Below are 19,071 nucleotides of genomic sequence, written 5' to 3'. Positions count from 1 at the left end.
CGGTGGCCTGGACCGATCTGACGCATCTGCTGCTGCCGCGCGCCGAGGGCGCCAAAAGCGCGTCCGTTGCCGTCGCCCCCGCGCTGCCGCACGCCGATTTCAGCGCGCACTGCCTGGCTACCGCCAGTGCGCTGCGGGCGCGCGCCACCCGCCGCGCCGCGCTCTGGTTCGACGATGCCGCCGCCCTCGCCATCGCCCTGTTTGCGTGCTGGCGCGCTGGCGTGACCGCGGTCCTGCCGGGCGACGCGCGCCCCGACACCTGCACCCTGCTCGATGCCGACGTCGATGCCTGGCTCACCGACACCGACCTGCCACCCACTATCCGCCCCTGCTGGCGCCTGGACGCGCTGCGCGACGCGCCGCCGCTGGCGCCCGCGGCGCTCGATCCGGACCAGGCTCTGATGCTGTGCACTTCCGGCTCCAGCGGCACACCCAAGCGCATCGCCAAGCGCTGGGGCCAGCTGGCGCGCGAGGTCCAGGCCCTGCAGGCGCAATGGCCCGACGCTACTGGCGCGGTGCTTGGCAGCGTGTCGGCCCAGCACATGTACGGCCTGCCCTTCCGCGTGCTGTGGCCGCTGTGCGCCGGCCGTCCGTTCGACCGGCGCCAGCGGCTCTACCCCGAAGACTTGCAGCAGGCCAGCCTGCATCATCCCGTCTTCACCTGGATCGCCAGCCCGGCGCTGCTGCGCCGCCTGGGCGACCGTCTGGACTGGGCGCAACTGCGCGGCAGGCTCGGCCGCATCTATTCATCGGGCGGCGCGCTGCCGCCCGAGGTATCCGACGACATCGCGCGCCACCTTGGCCTGCGTCCCACGGAAATCTACGGCAGTTCCGAAACCGGTGCAGTAGCCTGGCGCGGTGGGGCAGACCTGTGGCAGCCCCTGCCCGGCGTGGAGGTCAGCCTGAACGCGCTCGGCGCGCTGCGCGTGGATTCTCCCTGGGTCGAAGCCGTCGACGCGCAAACCGCCGACGGCGCCACGCTGTCTGGCGGCCGCTTCCAGCTACTGGGGCGCCAGGACCGCATCGTCAAAATCGAAGAAAAGCGCATCGCGCTGCCCATGTTGGAACAGGCGCTGGCGCGCCATGCCCATGTGGCCGAGGCCCGCGTCGGCCGCGCCGCCAGCGACACCCGCCTGACCGCGCTGGTCGCGCTGAACACGGCCGGCCTGCACGCGCTGCGCAATCAGGGCCGACGCGCCGTGGTGGACGCGTTGCGCCAGCACCTGGCGGCGGGCTTCGAATCGCTGGCGATTCCGCGCGGCTGGCGGCTCTCGCGCCAGCTACCCTGGAACAGCCAGGGCAAGATGACCCAGGCCGATTTCGAGACGGCCGCCGGCCCGCGTCCGCTGCGACCCATGGTCGAACCGCTGCCGGCCGCCAGCGCCGACGAGCGCCGCTACCGCCTGGAGATCCCGTACGACCTGGCCTACTTCGGCGGCCACTTCCCCACCGCCCCGGTCGTGCCCGGCGTGGCTCAGATCGGCTGGGCGCTGGCGCTGGCGCAACGCGACCTGCTGCCGGACCTGCGTTTTGCAGGCATGGAGGCGCTCAAGTTCCAACGCCTGCTGCGTCCCGGCGACGTGGCAGAATTGGCATTGCGCTGGGATGCCGGCAAGCGCAAGCTGTATTTCACCTACACCCTGGGCGACGCGCCCTGCTCGTCCGGCCGCGTGCTGCACGGAGACCGCGATGGCGCCGCATAGGCTGTGCGCGCTCATCCCCGTCTACAACCACGGCGCCACCGTGGCCGCTGTGCATGCGCGGCTGGCGGCCCTGGACCTGCCCTGCGTACTGGTCGACGACGGCTCGGCCGCGGATTGCGCCGCCGTCCTGGACACGCTGGCGGCACTGCCCCGCACCCACCTGGTGCGCCGCGCCGCCAACGGCGGCAAGGGCGCCGCGGTGCAGGACGGGCTGCGCGCCGCGCGCGACCTGGGCTACAGCCATGCCCTGCAGGTCGACGCCGACGGCCAGCACGCCCTGGACGACGTCGCCAGCTTCGCGCAGGCCTCGCTGGCGCGGCCGGAGGCGGTCATCTGCGGCGCGCCGCTATACGGCGACGACGTGCCGCGCAGCCGCCTCTACGGCCGCTGGCTGACGCGCGTGTGGGTCTGGATCAACACGCTGTCGCTCGACATTCCGGATGCCATGTGCGGCTTCCGCGTCTATCCGCTCGCCCCTGTGCTGCGGGTGATCGACGCCACGCAGGTGGGCCGCCGCATGGACTTCGACATCGCCATCCTGGTGCGCCTGCACTGGCTCGGGGTGCCCATGGCCTGGCTGCCCACGCGCGTGGTCTACCCCAAAGACGGCGTCTCGCATTTCAAGGCGCTGCGCGACAACCTGCTGATCAGCCGCATGCACGCGCGCCTGTTCTTCGGCATGCTGGCGCGCTCGCCGGCGCTGCTGCTGCGCCGCATCACCTCGGGCACTCGCTCATGAGCGCGACCGATTCCCATTGGGCCGACCAGCCCGAGCGCGGCAGCCCCCTGCTGCTGCGGCTGACCGCCTGGGCCGCGCGCCGCGTCGGCCGGCGCGCGGTGGCGCCGGTGGTGTGGCTGGTGGTGCTGTATTTCTATGTGTTCGGCCCGCGCGCCAGGCGCGCCATCGGCGCCTACCAGCGCCGGCTGGCGCGCGCCAGCGGCCCGGCCACGCCGCTGCCGCGCTCGTTCCCGGTCTACCGTCAATACCTGGCGTTCGCGCAGGCGTTGCTGGACAAGCTCGACGTCTGGCAGGGCAAGATCACGCTGGCGGACCTGGACATCGACGATCCCGACGGCTTGCACGCGCAGATGGGCAAGGGCCGCGGCCAGATCCTGGTGGGCTCGCACCTGGGCAATATCGAGGTCTGCCGGGCACTGGCGGAACAGTCCGGGCTACTCAAGCTCAACGTGCTGGTGCACACCAAGCACGCGGCGCAGTTCGGCCGCTTGCTCGACGAGGCCGGCGGAGGCCTGCGCATGATCCAGGTCAGCGAACTGGACGCTGGCGTCATGCTCGACCTGGCCCAGCGCCTGGAGCGCGGCGAATGGCTGGCTATCGCCGGCGACCGCGTGCCGCTCAAAGGCGACCGCAGCACCGAGGTAACGCTGCTGGGCGACCCCGCCCCGCTGCCGCAAGGCCCCTGGCTGCTGGCCGGCCTGCTGCGCTGCCCGGTCAACCTGCTGTTCTGCACCCGCCACGGCAAACGCTACCGCGTGTCGATGCAGCGCCTGAGCGACGGCATCGAATGGAGCCGCGCCACGCGCCAGGCGCAGATCGCGCAATGGACGCAGCGCTACGCCGACCGCCTGGGCGCGCACTGCCGCCAGGCGCCGCTGCAATGGTTCAACTTCTACCCTTTCTGGAAAGACGATGCGTAAACGCGGCGCGCTTGGCGCGCAAGTCGAGATCCGCGTGCCCTTCTACGACGTCGATTCGATCAACGTCGTCTGGCACGGCCACTACGTCAAGTACCTGGAAGAAGCCCGCTGCGCGCTGCTCGACAGCCTCGGCTACGGCTATGACGCGATGCGCGCCAGCGGCTACGTCTGGCCGGTGATCGACCTGCAACTGCGCTACGCCCAGGCGGCGCAGTTCGGCCAGCGCCTGGTGGTGCGCGCCGAGCTGGTCGAATGGGAGAACCGCCTCAAGATCAACTACCTCATCCGCGAGGCCACCAGCGGCCAGCGCGTGACGCGGGCCAGTTCCGTGCAGGTGGCGGTCTGCATGCGCACCCGCGAGATGCAGCTGGCCTCGCCGGCCGTGCTGCTGGATGCGGTGCGACGCAAGCTCGACACTCCGGAGGACGCCTCGTGAAACGCCTGCTGATCTGCCTGGCCCTGGCCATCCTGCCCTGGAGCGCGCAGGCCTTCGACCTCGACGACCTGCAACAGCAACTGCGCGCCACGCCGATCGTGCGCGGCCATTTCGTGCAGCAGAAATTCCTGCGCTCATTGCCGCAGCCGCTGACCAGCCGTGGAGACTTCACCCTGGCCGCCGGCCGCGGCCTGCTATGGCTGCTGCGCAGCCCCATCGCCCAGGACCTGCGCATCAGCGCCAACGGCATCGCCCGCCGCGGCCCCGACGGTGCCTGGCAGGCACTGCCGCAGCAAACCGGCGCCGGCCGCGAGAACCGACTGTTCCTGTCGGTGCTGGCGGGCGACACCAGCGGCCTGCGCGAAAACTTCGACCTGAGCCTGTCGGGCGGCCCGGACGCCTGGCAACTGACGCTGCTGCCGCGTTCGGTGTTGCTACGCCAGATTTTTGAGAACATCCAGATCAACGGCGGCAGGCTGGTCGACCGCATCGAGCTGCGCGAGGTCCAGGGCGACCGCAGCGTGCTGCAGATGACCGATGCCGCCGCGGCCGAGGCCCTGACCCCCGAGGAGCAACGTGCCTTCGCCGATTGAACACTGGCTGCCGCGGCTGTTCAAGCTTGGACTGCTGCTGTTGCTGGGCCTGGGCGCCTGGCAGTGCCGCGATGGCTGGCCGGTGTCGGCCAACCTGATGGAGCTGGTGCCACACGCGCGTACCGACGCCACCCGGCAACTTGCCGAAGCCCGCATCCAGGAGCCGCTCAGCCGCCAGCTGGTGGCGCTGGTAGCCGCCCCGGCCGGCGGCGACAGCGCCGCGGCCGCGCGCCAGCTGGCGCGGCGCTGGCAGCACAGCAGCCTGTTCGACACCGCGCAGGTCGACGTCGAGGTCGACCTGGCCGACCTGCGCGCCCGCCTGCTGGCCAACCGCCTGGCGCTGCTGCCTGCCGCGCAGCGCCAGCAGTTGCTGGACGCCCCCGCCGCCTACGCCCAGCGCCGCGCGCGTGAACTGGTCGATCCGTTCTCGTCCTCCAGCGTGGTGCCGGTCGACCAGGACCTGCTCGGCCTGGCCCGCCTGGCCGAGCAAGCCCTGCGCCCCGGCGGCGCGGTGCAATACGACGTGGGCAGCGGCACGCTGCAGGCCGAAAGCGCAGGCCGCGTCTGGGTGCTGGTCCGCGCGACGACCCGCGACGACGCCTTCGACAGCGCCGCGCCGGCGCGCATCGCCGCGCAGATCGACAGCGACCGCCAGGCCTTGGCCGCCAGCGGCGCCGACCTGCTGGTGGCCGGCGGCGCCCTCTACGCGGCGGCCGGCCGCGCCCAGGCCGTCGCCGAAAGCGGCTGGATCGGCGGTATCGCCATGGCCGGCATCGTGCTGGTACTGTTGCTTGCGCTACGCCGCTGGCGCGCACTGCTGGCGCTGGCGCCGGTGGCCGTGGGCCTGCTGGCTGGTACGGTCGCCTGCGTCGCGGTCTTCGGTTCCATCCACGTGCTGACGCTGGTGATCGGCGCCAGCCTGATCGGCGTCGCGGTGGATTTTCCGATGCACTGGCTCGGCAAGAGTTACGGCATGCCCGACTGGCGCGCCTGGCCTGCCCTGCGCCGCGTGCTGCCGGGCCTGACCATCAGCCTGGCGGCCAGCCTGGTCGGCTACGTGGCGCTGGCGTTCACCCCCTTCCCCGCCCTGACGCAGACGGCGGTGTTCTCCGCCGCCGGCCTGCTCGGCGCCTACGCCTGCACGATCTGCCAGTTGCCGGCCTGGATGGAACGCTTCCGGCCGCGTCCGTGGCCGCCACTGCTGCGTTTCGCCGAGGGCGCGCTGCGCGTGCGCGAGCGCCTGGCCGGCCGCAGCGCCATCCTGTGGATGGGCGGCGTGCTGCTGGCGGCCGTCACCGCCGGCGGCATCGGCCGTCTCAGTATCCAGGACGACCTGCGCCAATGGCTGAGCCTGCCCGCGCCGCTGCTGCAACAGGCGCGCCAGATCGGCGAGATCACCGGCTTCATGCCGACCAGCCAATTCTTCCTGGTGCGCGCGCCGGATCCGGACGAGCTGTTGCGCCGCCAGGCACGCATCAGCCAGGCGCTGGACGCGCAGGTCGCCGCCGGCAACCTGCAGGCCTACACTGCCCTGAGCCAGCGCGTGACACCGCAGGCCGATCAGCGTGCCCTGGCCGCCACGCTCGGCGCCCTGGCCGAACGGCCCGAGGCCTGGCGCGCCATGACCAACATCGGCCTGCCATTCGAGGCGCTGCGCCAGGAACTGCGCACGCTGGCGGCCCTGCCGCCCGTCACCCTCGACGCCGCCATGCAGGGCCAGGCCGGCGAGCGCTGGCGTCCGCTGTGGTTGGGGCAGCACGACGGCGAGGCCGCCGGCATGGTCACGCTGCTGGGCCTGCGCGATCCCGCCGCGCTGGCCGCCATCGCCCAGGCCGTGCCCGGCGTCACGCTGGTGGATCGCAGCGGCGAACTGAACCGTATGTTCACCTCCACCCGTGTCGAGGCCGCCGAACTCAAGCTGCTGTCCTACCTGGTGGCGGCGGCGCTGCTGTGCCTGACGCTGGGGCGCGCCGCCACTTGGCGCATCCTGGCGGTGCCGCTGGCGGCCACCGCGTGCAGCCTGGCTGCGTTGGGCTACCTCGGCCAGCCGCTGACCCTGTTCAGCCTCTTCGGCCTGCTGCTGGTGTCGGCCATCGGCGTGGACTACGCCATCTTCATGTACGAACGGGTCGCCGGCGCGGCGGCCAGCCTGGTGGGCATCGTGCTGGGCGCGCTCACCACCCTGCTGTCTTTCGGCCTGCTGGCCGCCAGCCAAACCCCGGCCATCGCCAACTTCGGCATGGCAGTGGCGCTGGGCGTGGGCTTTTCCCTGTTGTGGGCGCCGTGGATCCGGCCCCCGCGCCAGGCCTGATTCTGCAGTCTTGCCATTGATCATCATTCGAGGAAACATCCAGCATGGAATATCGGGAAGTCGTCGTCATCGGGGCGGGCCCCGCCGGAGCCGTGGCCGCGGCGCTGCTCAAGCGCCAGGGGCATGACGTCCTGGTGCTTGAGCGCCAGCAGTTCCCGCGCTTCTCGATCGGTGAAAGCCTGCTGGCCCATTGCCTGGAATTCATCGAAGAGGCCGGCATGATGCCCGCGGTGCGGGCCGCCGGCTTCCAGACCAAGAACGGCGCCGCTTTCGCGCGTGGCGATGAATACACCTACTTCGACTTTCGCGACAAATTCAGCCCCGGCCCCGGCAGCACCTTCCAGGTGCAGCGCGCCCAATTCGACAAGGTGCTGGCCGACGACGCCGCGCGCCAGGGGGTGGAGGTGCGTTACCAGCAGGAAGTCATCGCCGCCGATTTCACCGGCGCGGATGGCCCCTTGCTCACTGTGCGCGGCCCCCAGGGCCAGCCCTACCAGGTGCGCGGCAGGTTCGTGCTGGACGCCAGCGGCTATGGCCGCGTGCTGGCGCGCCTGCTCGACCTGGAACGGCCGTCGTCGATGCCGCCGCGCAAGGCCATCTTCACCCACATCGAGGACCGCATCGACGATGCCGGCTTCGACCGCGACAAGATCCTGATCAGTGTGCATCCGGAGCAAAGCGGCATCTGGTACTGGCTGATCCCGTTCTCCAATGGCCGCAGCTCGTTCGGCGTGGTGGGCGGCCAGGACCTGTTCGGCGGCGCCGACCAAGACTTGATGACCACCCTGCGCGCCATGGCCGACGCCGCCCCCAACCTCAGGCGGGTACTGCGCAACGCCGTCTGGGATACGCCGGCCAACACCATCGGCGGCTATTCCGCCAGCGTCACCCGGTTGCACGGGCCGGGCTACGCGCTGCTGGGCAACGCCGCCGAATTCCTGGACCCGGTGTTCTCTTCCGGCGTCACCATCGCGCTGCGCTCGTCCAAGCTGGCTGCCGACGCCCTGCACCGGCAGCTGGGTGGCGAAACGGTCGACTGGCAACTCGATTTCGCCGACCCGCTGATGCTTGGCGTGGAAACCTTCCGCGCCTATGTGCAGGGCTGGTATAGCGGAGAATTCCAGGATGTGGTCTTCTACCAGAACGCCCAGCCGGATATCCGCCGCATGATCAGTTCGATCCTGGCCGGCTACGCCTGGGACACCGACAACCCGTTCGTCGCCAGTCCGCAGCGCCGCCTGCGCATGCTGAGCGAACTGTGCCGCGCGCCAGCGGCTCAGGCACACCCGGCCCGATGAGCCACTCATGATGTCCGTTCTGCCCTCGCTCCCGCCCGCCCTGCGCGCCGCCTGCGTCGCGCTGGCGCTGGCGGTGCTGGCCGGTTGCGCCAGCGCCCCGCCGGTGCCGGCGCGGCCGGGCGGCTTCGCGCTGCCGCGCCAGTTGCACGTGATCCAGGCCAGCCCCGGTCAGCCGACACAGGACACGCTGTTGGTGGTGCAACGCGAAGCGGCCGCCATGCGCTGGTCGCTGTTCGACCCGATGGGCGTGCCGCAGGCCCGCCAGATGCTGGAAGACGGCCGCTGGCGCAACGACGGCTTCCTGCGACCCAACGGTCAGGCGCGCGACCTGTTCGCGGCGCTGCTGTTCGCCTGGACTGCGCCGGCCGACCTGGATGCGGCCTACGGCGCCGGCGTCTGGCGCGCCACCCGCGCCGCCGACGGCTCGGCGCAGCGCGAGCTGCTGCAACACGGCCAGCCGCGCTGGACCGTGCGCTGGCCGGCGGACGCTCCGGACGGCACGCTGGAAATCCGCGACGCCGCCGGCACCTTGTGGCGCGTTGCGCCATTGAAGGAGCAACCATGACCACCACCTGGCTGAGCCGCCCCGGCATAGTCTGCGCGCTCGGCGCCGGCATCGATGCCGTGGCCGATGCCGCCTTCGCCGGCTCCACCCAGGGCATGCGACCGCTGGCCGGCTGGGTAGCCGACCGCGCGCTCACGCTCGGCGCCGTCGCCGCTCCGCTGCCGGCCATCCCCGACACTTTCGCCGCGCGCCACCGCAGCCGCAACAACCAGCTGCTGCTGGCCGCCGCCAGCCAGATCGAGCCCCAGCTGCGCGGCGCCATCGCCCGCCACGGCGCCCACCGCGTGGCGGTGGTGCTGGGCACCAGCACCTCTGGCGTGAACGACAACGCGACGGCGTTCCGCGCCCTGGCCGCCGATGGCGTCTGGCCCGCCGACTACGACTACCGCCGCCAGGCGCTGTCGGCGCCGGCCCAGTTCCTGGCCGAGTGGCTGGGCGCGACCGGTCCGGCCTACACCCTGTCCACCGCCTGCACCTCCAGCGCCCGCGCGCTGCTGTCCGCGCGCCGCCTGCTGGCGCTGGGGCTGTGCGACGCGGTAGTCTGCGGCGGCGCCGACACGTTGTGCCGCCTGACCATCAACGGCTTCGCCACCCTGGAAGCGGTGGACGAGACCCTTTGCCTGCCGTTCTCGGCCAATCGCCGCGGCATCAACATCGGCGAGGCCGGCGTGCTGTTCCTGATGCAGCGCGAGCCCGCCGACGCGGCCAGTGTGGCCCTGCTGGGTGGGGGCGCCAGTTCCGACGCCTGGCACATGTCGGCGCCCGAGCCGAGCGGCGCCGGCGCCCTGCTGGCGATGCGCGCCGCCCTGCGCGGCGCCGGCCTCGATCCCGCCGACATTGGCTGGATCAACCTGCACGGCACCGGCACCGCGCACAACGACGCCATGGAAAGCCTGGCCGTGCACGCGCTGTTCCCGCGGGGCGTGCCGTGCGCCTCGACCAAGCCGCTGACAGGCCACGCACTGGGCGCGGCCGGCGCGCTAGAGGCGGCGCTCGCCTGGATCACCCTGGCGCCCACCAACGCCGACGGCCGGCTGCTGCCGCACGTGTGGGACGGCCAGCCCGACCCGACCTTGCCTACGCTCGACTTCAGTACCCACGCGCACCGTTATGCCGCGGGCGGCCGCCGCATCGCCATGAGCAATTCGTTCGCCTTCGGCGGCAACAACGCCAGCCTGATCCTCGGGGGGACGACATGAGCCCGTGGCCCATCGCCAGCCTGCTGCCGCACGCCGGCGACATGATCCTGATCGACGACGTGCTGGCGCACGACGCCGACAGCCTGACGGCGCGCGCCGTAGTGCGGCCCGGTCCCTACTCCCTGCCCGACGGCGCGCTGCCGCCCTGGCTCGGCCTGGAACTGATGGCCCAGGCGATCGGTGCCTGGGCCGGCTGCCAGGCGCGCCTGGCCGGCGCCGAGGTCAAGCTCGGCTTCCTGCTGGGCACGCGCCGCTACCACTGCCAGGCCGACGCGCTGCCGGCCGGCGCCGTTCTCACCATCCACGTGCAACGCGGGTTCATCGACGACAGTGGCATGAGCGTATTCGAATGCGAACTGCGCGACGGCGAACGCCAACTGGCCAACGCCCGCCTCAACGTCTACCAACCCAAGGACCCCAACGTTTTCATCCAGGAAGATACGCCCCAATGAGCGCCGCTCCCATTCTCGTCACCGGCTCCAGCCGTGGCATTGGCCGCGCCATCGCGCTGGCCCTGGCCGATGCCGGCCATGACCTGGTGCTGCACTGCCGCCAGCAACGCGCCCAGGCCGAGGCCGTGCAGGCCGACATTTCCGCCCGCGGCCGCCAGGCGCGCGTGCTGCAGTTCGACGTGGCCGACCGCGCGCAATGCGCCGCCGTGCTGCAAGCCGACGTCGAGGCCCACGGCGCCTACTACGGCGTCGTGCTCAACGCCGGCCTGACCCGCGATGGCGCCTTTCCCGCGCTGAGCGGCGACGACTGGGACCAGGTGCTGCGCACCAACCTGGACGGCTTCTACAACGTCCTCGGCCCGCTGGCGATGCCCATGATCCGGCGCCGCGCGCCGGGCCGGGTGGTCTGCATGGCATCGGTCTCGGGGCTGGTCGGCAATCGCGGCCAGGTCAACTACAGCGCCTCCAAGGCCGGTCTGATCGGCGCCGCCAAGGCCCTGGCGGTGGAACTGGCCAAGCGCCAGATCACCGTCAACTGCGTGGCGCCCGGTCTGATCGACACCGACATGATCGACGAGCACGTCCCGGTCCAGGAAATCCTCAAGGCCATCCCGGCCCAGCGCATGGGCCGGCCCGAGGAAGTGGCGGCCACCGTGGCCTTCCTGATGTCGCCCGGCGCCGCCTACATCACGCGCCAGGTCATCGCGGTCAACGGAGGGCTGTGCTGATGCAACGTGTCGTCATTACCGGCATGGCCGGCATCAGCGCGCTCGGCACCGACTGGGCCACCATCCGGCAAGCGTTCGAAGACGGTCGCAGCGCCATCCGCGTCATGCCGGACTGGGCTCGCTACAAGGAACTGAACACGCGCCTGGCCGGACCGATCGAGGACTTCCGCGTCCCCGCGCACTGGACCCGCAAGCAATTGCGCAGCATGGGTCGCGTCTCGCAGCTGAGCGTGCGCGCCGCCGAACTGGCGCTGGACGACGCCGGCCTGCTGGGCGACCCGAGCATCCGCGACGGCCGCATGGGCGTGGCCTGCGGTTCGTCGGTCGGCAGCACCGCCGAGATCCGCGCCTTCGGCAACATGCTGCTCAACGGCGTCACCGACGACCTCAACGCCAATTCGTACGTGCGCATGATGCCGCACACCACCGCGGCCAACGTCGGCATCTTTTTCGAGTTGAAGGGCCGCATCATTCCCACCTCCAGCGCCTGCACCTCGGGCAGCCAGGGCATCGGCTATGCCTACGAGGCCATCCGCTACGGCCGCCAGGCCCTGATGCTGGCCGGCGGCGCCGAGGAACTGTGCCCGAGCGAAGCGCTGGTATTCGACGCCCTGTATGCCACCAGCCAGAAGAACGACACGCCCGAACTGACGCCGCGCCCCTACGACCGCGACCGCGACGGCCTGGTCATCGGCGAAGGCGGCGGTATGCTGGTGCTGGAATCATTGGACCACGCGCAAGCGCGCGGCGCCCGCATCTACGCCGAGATCGTCGGCTTCGGCAGCAACTCGGACGGCACCCACATTACCCGTCCCGAGGCCGCCACCATGCGCATCGCCATGGAAATGGCGCTGGCCGACGCCGGCCTGCCACCCGAGGCCATCGGCTACGTCAACGGCCACGGCACCGCCACGGAACAGGGCGACATCGCCGAGACCCAGGCCACGCACAGCCTGTTCGGCAGCCGCATGCCGATAAGCTCGCAAAAGAGCTACCTCGGTCACACTCTGGGCGCATGCGGGGTGCTGGAGTCATGGTTCAGCATCGAGATGCTGCGCGGCGACTGGTACGCGCCAACGCTCAACCTGGAGCACGTGGACCCGCGCTGCGGCGAACTGGACTACCTGCGCCAAGGCCAGCGCATGAGCCACGAATACGTCATGAACAACAATTTCGCCTTCGGCGGCATCAACACCTCGCTAGTGTTCCGGCGCTGGCCCTGAAGACATTTTCAACCCGTCATTTGGAACGCACCCATGAACGTCTCCCATAAGCTGTTTGGCACCCTGGTCCTTTCGTTCGCCTGCTCGGCCCCAGCCCTGGCCGCGGACCGTACTGTCTACCTGCCTCTGCAGCCGGCCATCGAGGCCGCCCAGGCCGCCGGCAAGATCGACGGCAGCGTCAAGTTCTACCTGGCGGGCACCGGCCCCAAGGGCAAGGTCCTGGAGGCCAGCGTGGTCACGAACCGCAAGACCAATGCCTTCGCCAAGAAGGATGCCGAGGCCTGCCTGTGGGTAGCGCAATCGGCCGTGATCGCCCTGCACGAGGCGGCCAAAAAAGCCGGCGCCAACGCAGTCACTAACATTGTCAGCTACTACCGCAAGAACGAATACAGCAGCAAGACCGATTACGAATGCCACGCCGGCGCCATGGTGGCCGGCGTCGCCCTGCGCGGCGACCTGAGCCTCATCAAGTAAGTCGAGCCGCACGATCGCTCGCCGGGACGGCCGCTGGGCAGGTCGCCCCCGGGAAGGCCCGGCCACGGTTACACTGCCGTTTTGACGCAACAACACAAAGGTTTCCCCATGAGCACCGCTACGCTCAAGACCCGCCTCTCCGACGCCGTCAAGGACGCCATGCGCGCCAAGGCCACCGAGCGTCTCGCCACCCTGCGCTTCCTGCTGGCCGCGGTCAAGCAGAAGGAAGTGGACGAGCGCCGCGACCTGAGCGACGCCGAGATCACCGCCATCATCGAAAAGCAGGTCAAGCAACGCCGCGAGTCCATCGCCGCGTTCGAACAGGCCGGCCGCACCGAAACCGCGGAACAGGAAAAGGCCGAACTGGTGGTGTTGCAGGAGTTCCTGCCGCAGGCCGCCACGCCCGAGGAAGTGGCCGCCGCCATCGACGCGGCGCTGGCCGAAGTGGCCGCCCAGGGCGTCACCGGCGCGCCCGCGATGGGCAAGGTCATGGCCTTGCTCAAGCAGTCGCTGGCCGGCCGCGCCGACATGACCGCGCTGTCGCAGCAGGTCAAGGCCAGGCTCGCCTGAAGTCAGAACGCCCCGCCGAACAGGTCCGGCTGGCGTGATTGTTCCTGGGGATCGGCGAAATTGCTCATGCCGACCCCCGCCAGCCGGTACAGCGTCTGCGCCGGCAGGTCGACCCGCTCGCACAGCAGCCGGGCCATGGTCGCCAGCTCGGCGGCCGAGGCCGGCGGATTGGGATTGGTCTGGCTGCGCGTCAGGATGCGGAAGCGGTCGGTCTTGAGCTTGAGCACCACCGTGCGGCCCAGCGCGCCCTTCTTCAAGGCCTGGCTCCAGACCTTGTCGGCCATGCGGTCCAGGGCCTCGCCGACCGCCTCCAGCCGCACATCTTCCGAAAACGTGGTTTCCGCCGACACCTGCTGCAACGGCTGGTCGGTCTGCACCTCGCGGTCGTCGATGCCGCGCGCCAGCTCGTACAGGCGCCGGCCGTAACGGCCGAAGTAATGCTCCAGTTCCTGCGCGGCGTGCGTGGCCAGGTCGCCCACCGTATGGATACCCAACTGCTCCAGGCGCGCCTGCATCACCTTGCCCACGCCGGGCACCTTGCGCACGGGCAGCGGCTGCAGGAACTCCAGCACCCGTGACGGGCGGATCACATATTGCCCGTCGGGCTTGTTCCAGTCGGACGCGATCTTGGCCAGGAACTTGTTGGGCGCCACGCCGGCCGAGGCGGTCAGGCCGGTTTCGGCGCGGATCTGCTGGCGGATCACCTGCGCCACTTCGGTGGCCGACGGCAGCCCGAGCTTGTTGACGGTCACGTCCAGGTAGGCCTCGTCCAGCGACAGCGGCTCGATCAGGTCCGTATGGCGGCCGAAGATCTGGCGGATCTGGCGCGAAACCTCGCGGTAGCGGTTGAAGTCGGGCGGCACGTAGACCGCCTGCGGACAGAGGCGCTGGGCGCGCACCGCCGACATGGCCGAATGCACGCCGAAGCGGCGCGCCTCGTACGACGCCGCGCACACCACCGAGCGCGGCCCGGTCCACGCCACCACCACCGGCTTGCCGCGCAGCTCGGGGTTGTCGCGCTGTTCCACGGATGCATAGAAGGCATCCATGTCGATGTGTACGATCTTGCGGCTGGCGTCGCTCATGGCGGTGGAAAACGGGTGCCCGGATGGCGCATCGGCGCGCAAGCGGGCGCGAAATGTACGGTCACCGGAAAAATCGCCCTGGCGCGGGGGCCGGGCCCGGCGAACGGCGTAAAAGTGGATATTATGACCGGCAAATCCCCATCTTTCCCCTTCCCCGCGTGACCGCTTCCATGACTGCAACCGCAACTCCCGCTCCGGGCGAGTATTTCGGCCTGGCGATTCCCTTCATGAGTTTCCTGGGCCTGGTGCCCGAACAGATCGCGCCGGCCTATGCCCGCACGTCGCTGCCGTGGCGCCAGGACCTGACCAACAGCCGCGGCGACGTCCACGGCGGCACCCTGATGAGCGTGCTGGACTTCACCCTGAGCGCCGCGGCGCGCGGCTCGGCCGATGCCACCGAGGGCATGGCCACCATCGACATGAACACCACCTTCCTGTCGCCCGGCACCGGCGACCTGGTGATCGAGGCGCGCTGCCTGCGCCGCGGCGCGTCGATCGCCTTCTGTGAAGGCGACATCCGCCGCGCCGACGGCGAACTGGTGGCCCGCGCCACCGCCACCTTCAAGATCATCCGCCGCCGTCCGGGCGGCGACTGAACGGGCGGCGGGCCTTGCGGCCGCCGTCGCCCGATGCGGCCGCAAGGCCCGCCATTGCCCTTACTTGGGCAGATCGCGCGACGGCTTGACCGGCGGCCGCGGGTCCAGCGGCATGTAGCTGGAGCACGAACTCATGCCATAGACGATCGCGTCCTGCATGGCGCGCATCGCCGCTGCGTCCCAGGTGCCCTTGCCCCACATCACGATGCGGGTGTCGGTGGCCTTGGGACCGGCCGCCTTCAGGTCGACCCGGGTCATTTCGCTGTCGCTGTACGGCGCCAGCACCCGCACCACGGCGGACTGGGCGCTTTCGTCCAGGCTCGACACCACGCGATAGGCGTCGTCGGTGCTGCGCAGGCAGGCGTTGGCCTGGCGCAGCGTGGTGGCGTAGGCGTCCTTGAACGCGACGGGCGCCTTGAATTCGCTGTGCGGCGACGAGCCGTTCTGCGAAATACCCAGCGAGCAGCCCGCCAGGCCCAGGGCCAGCGCCGAGGCCGCGACCAGATTCCGAACCATGTGTTTCTCCAGATTGATAGCCGCGATTATCCCGCAAACGGACTACCGGCATAAGTGGCCCGGCCGGTTCGACACCCCGGCCGCGGCTATGGCATTATCGACCGGTAGTCCGGCGGCGCCCGCGGCCGGGTGGAATCGTCGGAGGTATGCCTTGCTCTCATTCATGAAACACACCATCCTGGCCGCCGGTATCGTCGGCGCCTCGCTGGGCGCCAGCGCCGCGGCGCAGCCGCCCCGGGCCTACCCCCTGAAGGACTTTTTCCGCAATCCGGAACGCGGTTTCTTCCGCCTGGCCGACGACGGCAAGACCCTCGGCTTCATGCAGCCCACCAGCGTCGACGGCAAGCCGCCGCGCATGAACATCTACGTCCAGCCCCTGGAAGGCAGCAAGCCGGTGGGCGAACCGCGCAAGCTGACCAGCGAGTCGGCCCGCGACATCAGCAATTTCTTCTGGAAGGGCGCCGACGTGGTGCTCTACCAGAAGGACTTCGGCGGCGACGAGAACTTCCACGTGCTGGCGGTGGACGCCAAGACCGGCAAGGTCACCGACCTGACCCCGTACGACGGCGTGCGCGCCAGCATCGAGGACGACCTCGAAGACGACCCCGACCACATCCTCATCAGCCACAACCAGCGCGACCCGCAGGTGTTCGACGTCTACCGCGTCAACGTGCACACCGGCGCCGGCGTGCTGGTGGCGCAGAACCCCGGCAACATCGTCGGCTGGCAGACCGACCACGCCGGCAAGGTGCGCGCCGCCGTCACCAGCGACGGCCTGAACACCACCCTGCTCTACCGCGACGACGAAGCCTCGGAATTCCGTCCGCTCTTCACCACCGACTACCGCACCAGCGTCAGCCCGGCCTTCTTCACCTTCGACGACAAGAAGTTCTACGCCCTGTCCAACCGCGGCCGCGACAAGCTCGCGCTGGTGGTGATCGACCCGGCCAGCCCCGACAAGGAAGACGAGATCTTCACCCCGGACACGGTCGACCTGGACGCCGCCGGCTTCTCGCGCAAGCGCCGCGTGCTGACGGTGGCCTCGTACCAGACCGACAAGCCGCAATACAAGTTCTTCGACGCCGAGACCGAAACCCTGTTCAAGAAACTGTCAGCCCAGCTCGAGGGCTACCAGTTCGCCATCCAGGGCGCCAACCGCGACGAAGACAAGTTCATCGTCGCCGCCTACAACGACCGCACGCCGGGCTCGCGCTACATCTACGACGCGCGCGCCGACACCCTCAGCAAGCTGGCCGACATCAACCCGGCCATCCCCGAGGCCGACATGTCGCGTGTGCAGCCCATCAGCTACCAGAGCCGCGACGGCCTGACCATCCATGGCTACCTGACGCTGCCGGCCGGGCGCGATCCCAAGAACCTGGCGTGCATCGTCAACCCGCACGGCGGCCCGTGGGCGCGCGACGGCTGGGGCTACAACCCCGAGGTGCAGTTCCTGGCCAACCGCGGCTTCTGCGTGCTGCAGATGAATTTCCGCGGCTCCACCGGCTACGGCCGCGCCTTCTGGGAAGCCAGCTTCGGCCAATGGGGCCTGAAAATGCAGGACGACATCACCGACGGCGTCCAGTGGCTGGTCAAGCAGGGCATCGCCGACCCCAAGCGCATCGGCATCTACGGCGCCAGCTACGGCGGCTACGCCACGCTGGCCGGCGTGACCTTCACGCCCGACCTGTACGCGGCCGCGGTCGACTACGTCGGCGTGTCCAACCTGTTCACGTTCATGAAGTCGATTCCGCCCTACTGGAAGCCGATGCTGGACAAGATGCAGGACATGGTCGGCGACCCGGTGCGCGACAAGGACCGCCTGGCGGCGACCTCGCCGGCCCTGCACGCCGACAGGATCAAGACGCCGCTGTTCATCGCCCAGGGCGCCAAGGACCCGCGCGTCAACAAGGACGAGAGCGACCAGATGGTCAAGGCGTTGAAGGCCCGCGGCGTCGAGGTGGAATACATGGTCAAGGACAACGAAGGCCACGGCTTCCACAACGACGAGAACAAATTCGAGTTCTACGCGGCCATGGAAAAGTTCTTCATCGAACATCTCAAGCCGTAAGCTTGGCGGGTTCGGCGGCCTCGGCGGCCGCCTCTTCCTCCCGGGCCGCCTGCGGGCGGCCCGACGCACGTGCGCTCCAGGCCATTTCGACCCGGTCGCGCCCCAGCTCCTTGGCCTTGTAGAGCGCCAGGTCGGCGCGAGCCAGGATGCCATCGGCCGAATCGCCCGGCTGCAGCGTGGCCACGCCGCCGCTGGTGGTCATGCGCAATTCCTGCCCCTGCAGGTACAGCGGCGAATCGCGCAGGGCGTCGCAGACCCGCTGCGCCTGCACCAGCGCGTGCGCGGCATCACAGCCGTACATCAGCAAGACGAACTCCTCCCCCCCCAGGCGGCCAAAGCGATCGCTGGCCCGCACGGCCTTGGGCACCACCTGCGCGAAATGGCGCAAGGCGGCATCGCCGGCCGCGTGGCCGTGGCGGTCGTTGATGGACTTGAAATGGTCGATGTCCAGCACCAGCACCGCCAGCCTGCCGCCGCTGCGCGCGCAGCGCTGCAGCTCGTGCTCCAGTTCATCCAGGATGCTGCGGCGCGAATAGGCGCCGGTGAGGCTGTCGAAGGTCAGCGCGGCCTGCATCTGTTCGGACAGCGACGTCTGGATCAGCAGCAGCAAAGCCAGGAACAGCGCCGGCACCGTCACCGAGCCGCAGACGATGAAGAACAGGCCCCACGGCGCCGGTTCCAGCAACGACGCGGCCTGCGCCCAGCCGCTGCCATAGACGCCGGCGCGCAAGGCATGCAGCACCACCAGGGCGGACAGCGACAACAGCACATACAGGATCACGCCAGGCGTGCGGATACCGCGGCGCTGGCGGAACACCACGGCGCCGGTGGCCGCCATCAGCACACCGGTGTAGCCCGAAAACAGCATCATGCGGCCCACCAGGTCATGCGTGACGTACAGCATCAGCGCCATCGCCGCGATGCCGACCGCGGCCGCGGCGCCCACGCGCAGGACCTGCGGCCGCAAGCCGAAGAACTGCCGCACGCCCACGTACACCAGGCTCACCGCGACCAGCCACGACGTATTCGACACCATCACATAGACGGCCGGCGGCAGGATCTCGGCCGAGGCGTAGGCCAGCAGCGACAGCACCGCCAACGCGTTGGCGATGGTGAACGCGCGCACGCCCGGCACCCGGCGCGCATTGAACGGCAGCAGCAGGGGCAGCGCCAGGGCCGTGGCCAGGCCCCACACCAGGAAAAATAGTGAAGTCGTCATGTTTTTGCCGGCTTGCGCCCTCCTGGGCGGTCGCCGTCGCTTGGAACAACTGTTGCACCGGATGCGGGCCCGAGGACACGTTACAGACCCGCACTTTTGACGTTTTTTGTTACTTGCACGGCGCACCATCGCGCCATTTCCGTCGCGCGCACAACGTTCCGTACCGGGATCCGTCCCAATGCCGGCCATACCGCCACGACGGTTGTGCGGTACGCCCGCAGAGAATACGCCAAGGCCTGCGGCCGCGGTCCCTCCTTTGCACTAATTGACAGTTGATTTCGCCGAAAAGCCATAAAGTTCGGCCTGTTGACGGCGCCATCAGAAGTGCCGCAACCACGCCCCACGGGCGTGGCGCGTACTAGCCATGCACTCC

The 19,071-nt window shown here is 69.8% G+C and carries 19 protein-coding genes; 16 read left to right on the top strand and 3 right to left on the bottom strand.

What is annotated here, in order from left to right; translation table 11 throughout:
• Positions 1 to 2 precede the first annotated feature (2 nt).
• From ACVN9Z_RS17375 to ACVN9Z_RS17310, 14 genes are all read left to right on the top strand, one after another.
• Positions 3 to 1,703 (top strand): AMP-binding protein, encoded by a 1,701-nt coding sequence (locus ACVN9Z_RS17375; protein WP_458212429.1) that lies wholly within the window; start codon positions 3 to 5, stop codon positions 1,701 to 1,703.
• Positions 1,690 to 2,442, top strand: a complete 753-nt coding sequence (locus ACVN9Z_RS17370) for a glycosyltransferase family 2 protein (protein WP_458212428.1) — start codon at positions 1,690 to 1,692, stop codon at positions 2,440 to 2,442. Before ACVN9Z_RS17375 ends, ACVN9Z_RS17370 begins: the two co-directional genes overlap by 14 nt.
• Positions 2,439 to 3,362 (top strand): LpxL/LpxP family acyltransferase, encoded by a 924-nt coding sequence (locus ACVN9Z_RS17365; protein ID WP_047992921.1) that lies wholly within the window; start codon positions 2,439 to 2,441, stop codon positions 3,360 to 3,362. The genes ACVN9Z_RS17370 and ACVN9Z_RS17365 overlap by 4 nt, the downstream gene beginning before the upstream one ends.
• Positions 3,355 to 3,798, top strand: a complete 444-nt coding sequence (locus ACVN9Z_RS17360) for an acyl-CoA thioesterase (protein ID WP_047992922.1) — start codon at positions 3,355 to 3,357, stop codon at positions 3,796 to 3,798. The genes ACVN9Z_RS17365 and ACVN9Z_RS17360 overlap by 8 nt, the downstream gene beginning before the upstream one ends.
• Positions 3,795 to 4,391, top strand: coding sequence for an outer membrane lipoprotein carrier protein LolA (locus ACVN9Z_RS17355; RefSeq protein ID WP_458212427.1), 597 nt, complete (start codon positions 3,795 to 3,797; stop codon positions 4,389 to 4,391). The genes ACVN9Z_RS17360 and ACVN9Z_RS17355 overlap by 4 nt, the downstream gene beginning before the upstream one ends.
• On the top strand, positions 4,375 to 6,702 hold the full coding sequence (locus tag ACVN9Z_RS17350) for an MMPL family transporter (RefSeq protein WP_458212426.1): 2,328 nt from the start codon (positions 4,375 to 4,377) through the stop codon (positions 6,700 to 6,702). The genes ACVN9Z_RS17355 and ACVN9Z_RS17350 overlap by 17 nt, the downstream gene beginning before the upstream one ends.
• Positions 6,703 to 6,746: 44 nt before the next feature.
• Complete coding sequence (locus tag ACVN9Z_RS17345) at positions 6,747 to 8,000, top strand: NAD(P)/FAD-dependent oxidoreductase (RefSeq protein WP_047992925.1); 1,254 nt, start codon at positions 6,747 to 6,749, stop codon at positions 7,998 to 8,000.
• Positions 8,001 to 8,007: 7 nt separating this feature from the next.
• Complete coding sequence (locus tag ACVN9Z_RS17340) at positions 8,008 to 8,565, top strand: hypothetical protein (RefSeq protein ID WP_054497750.1); 558 nt, start codon at positions 8,008 to 8,010, stop codon at positions 8,563 to 8,565.
• Positions 8,562 to 9,764 (top strand): beta-ketoacyl-ACP synthase, encoded by a 1,203-nt coding sequence (locus ACVN9Z_RS17335; RefSeq protein WP_150100197.1) that lies wholly within the window; start codon positions 8,562 to 8,564, stop codon positions 9,762 to 9,764. Before ACVN9Z_RS17340 ends, ACVN9Z_RS17335 begins: the two co-directional genes overlap by 4 nt.
• Positions 9,761 to 10,216: an ApeP family dehydratase gene (locus ACVN9Z_RS17330; RefSeq protein ID WP_047992928.1), complete on the top strand. Its 456-nt coding sequence runs from the start codon at positions 9,761 to 9,763 to the stop codon at positions 10,214 to 10,216. The genes ACVN9Z_RS17335 and ACVN9Z_RS17330 overlap by 4 nt, the downstream gene beginning before the upstream one ends.
• Positions 10,213 to 10,944 carry a 3-oxoacyl-ACP reductase FabG gene (gene fabG / locus ACVN9Z_RS17325; RefSeq protein WP_054497748.1) on the top strand — a complete coding sequence of 244 codons (732 nt, stop codon included), beginning with the start codon at positions 10,213 to 10,215 and terminating at the stop codon, positions 10,942 to 10,944. The genes ACVN9Z_RS17330 and fabG overlap by 4 nt, the downstream gene beginning before the upstream one ends.
• Complete coding sequence (locus tag ACVN9Z_RS17320; protein ID WP_047992930.1) at positions 10,944 to 12,167, top strand: beta-ketoacyl-ACP synthase; 1,224 nt, start codon at positions 10,944 to 10,946, stop codon at positions 12,165 to 12,167. Before fabG ends, ACVN9Z_RS17320 begins: the two co-directional genes overlap by 1 nt.
• Positions 12,168 to 12,200: 33 nt before the next feature.
• Positions 12,201 to 12,641 (top strand): hypothetical protein, encoded by a 441-nt coding sequence (locus ACVN9Z_RS17315; protein WP_047992931.1) that lies wholly within the window; start codon positions 12,201 to 12,203, stop codon positions 12,639 to 12,641.
• Positions 12,642 to 12,749: 108 nt separating this feature from the next.
• The gene (locus ACVN9Z_RS17310) at positions 12,750 to 13,211 is read left to right on the top strand and encodes a GatB/YqeY domain-containing protein (RefSeq protein WP_006386619.1); all 462 of its coding nucleotides are present in this window, start codon (positions 12,750 to 12,752) and stop codon (positions 13,209 to 13,211) included.
• 2 nt (positions 13,212 to 13,213) lie between these two features.
• On the opposite strand, the gene dinB is transcribed toward ACVN9Z_RS17310, so the two are convergent.
• Positions 13,214 to 14,296: a DNA polymerase IV gene (gene dinB, locus ACVN9Z_RS17305; RefSeq protein ID WP_006386618.1), complete on the bottom strand. Its 1,083-nt coding sequence runs from the start codon at positions 14,294 to 14,296 to the stop codon at positions 13,214 to 13,216.
• Between the two features lie 170 nt (positions 14,297 to 14,466).
• On the opposite strand from dinB, the gene ACVN9Z_RS17300 reads away from it, so the two are divergent.
• Positions 14,467 to 14,892 (top strand): PaaI family thioesterase, encoded by a 426-nt coding sequence (locus ACVN9Z_RS17300; protein ID WP_006386617.1) that lies wholly within the window; start codon positions 14,467 to 14,469, stop codon positions 14,890 to 14,892.
• A gap of 60 nt (positions 14,893 to 14,952) precedes the next feature.
• On the opposite strand, the gene ACVN9Z_RS17295 is transcribed toward ACVN9Z_RS17300, so the two are convergent.
• Positions 14,953 to 15,408, bottom strand: a complete 456-nt coding sequence (locus tag ACVN9Z_RS17295) for a BPTD_2524 family lipoprotein (protein WP_006386616.1) — start codon at positions 15,406 to 15,408, stop codon at positions 14,953 to 14,955.
• A 163-nt stretch (positions 15,409 to 15,571) separates the two neighbouring features.
• Between ACVN9Z_RS17295 and ACVN9Z_RS17290 the strand changes: the two genes are divergently transcribed.
• Positions 15,572 to 17,479: a S9 family peptidase gene (locus ACVN9Z_RS17290; protein ID WP_370445616.1), complete on the top strand. Its 1,908-nt coding sequence runs from the start codon at positions 15,572 to 15,574 to the stop codon at positions 17,477 to 17,479.
• On the opposite strand, the gene ACVN9Z_RS17285 is transcribed toward ACVN9Z_RS17290, so the two are convergent.
• A complete protein-coding gene (locus ACVN9Z_RS17285; RefSeq protein WP_049054638.1) occupies positions 17,469 to 18,698 on the bottom strand; it encodes a sensor domain-containing diguanylate cyclase in 1,230 nt (409 codons plus the stop codon). The genes ACVN9Z_RS17290 and ACVN9Z_RS17285 overlap by 11 nt on opposite strands.
• Positions 18,699 to 19,071: the final 373 nt, after the last annotated feature.

It is taken from the genome of Achromobacter sp. KK8 (genome assembly GCF_054188005.1).
Note: the sequence above shows the minus strand (reverse complement) of the source record. Positions and strands in the feature narration are given on the sequence as shown.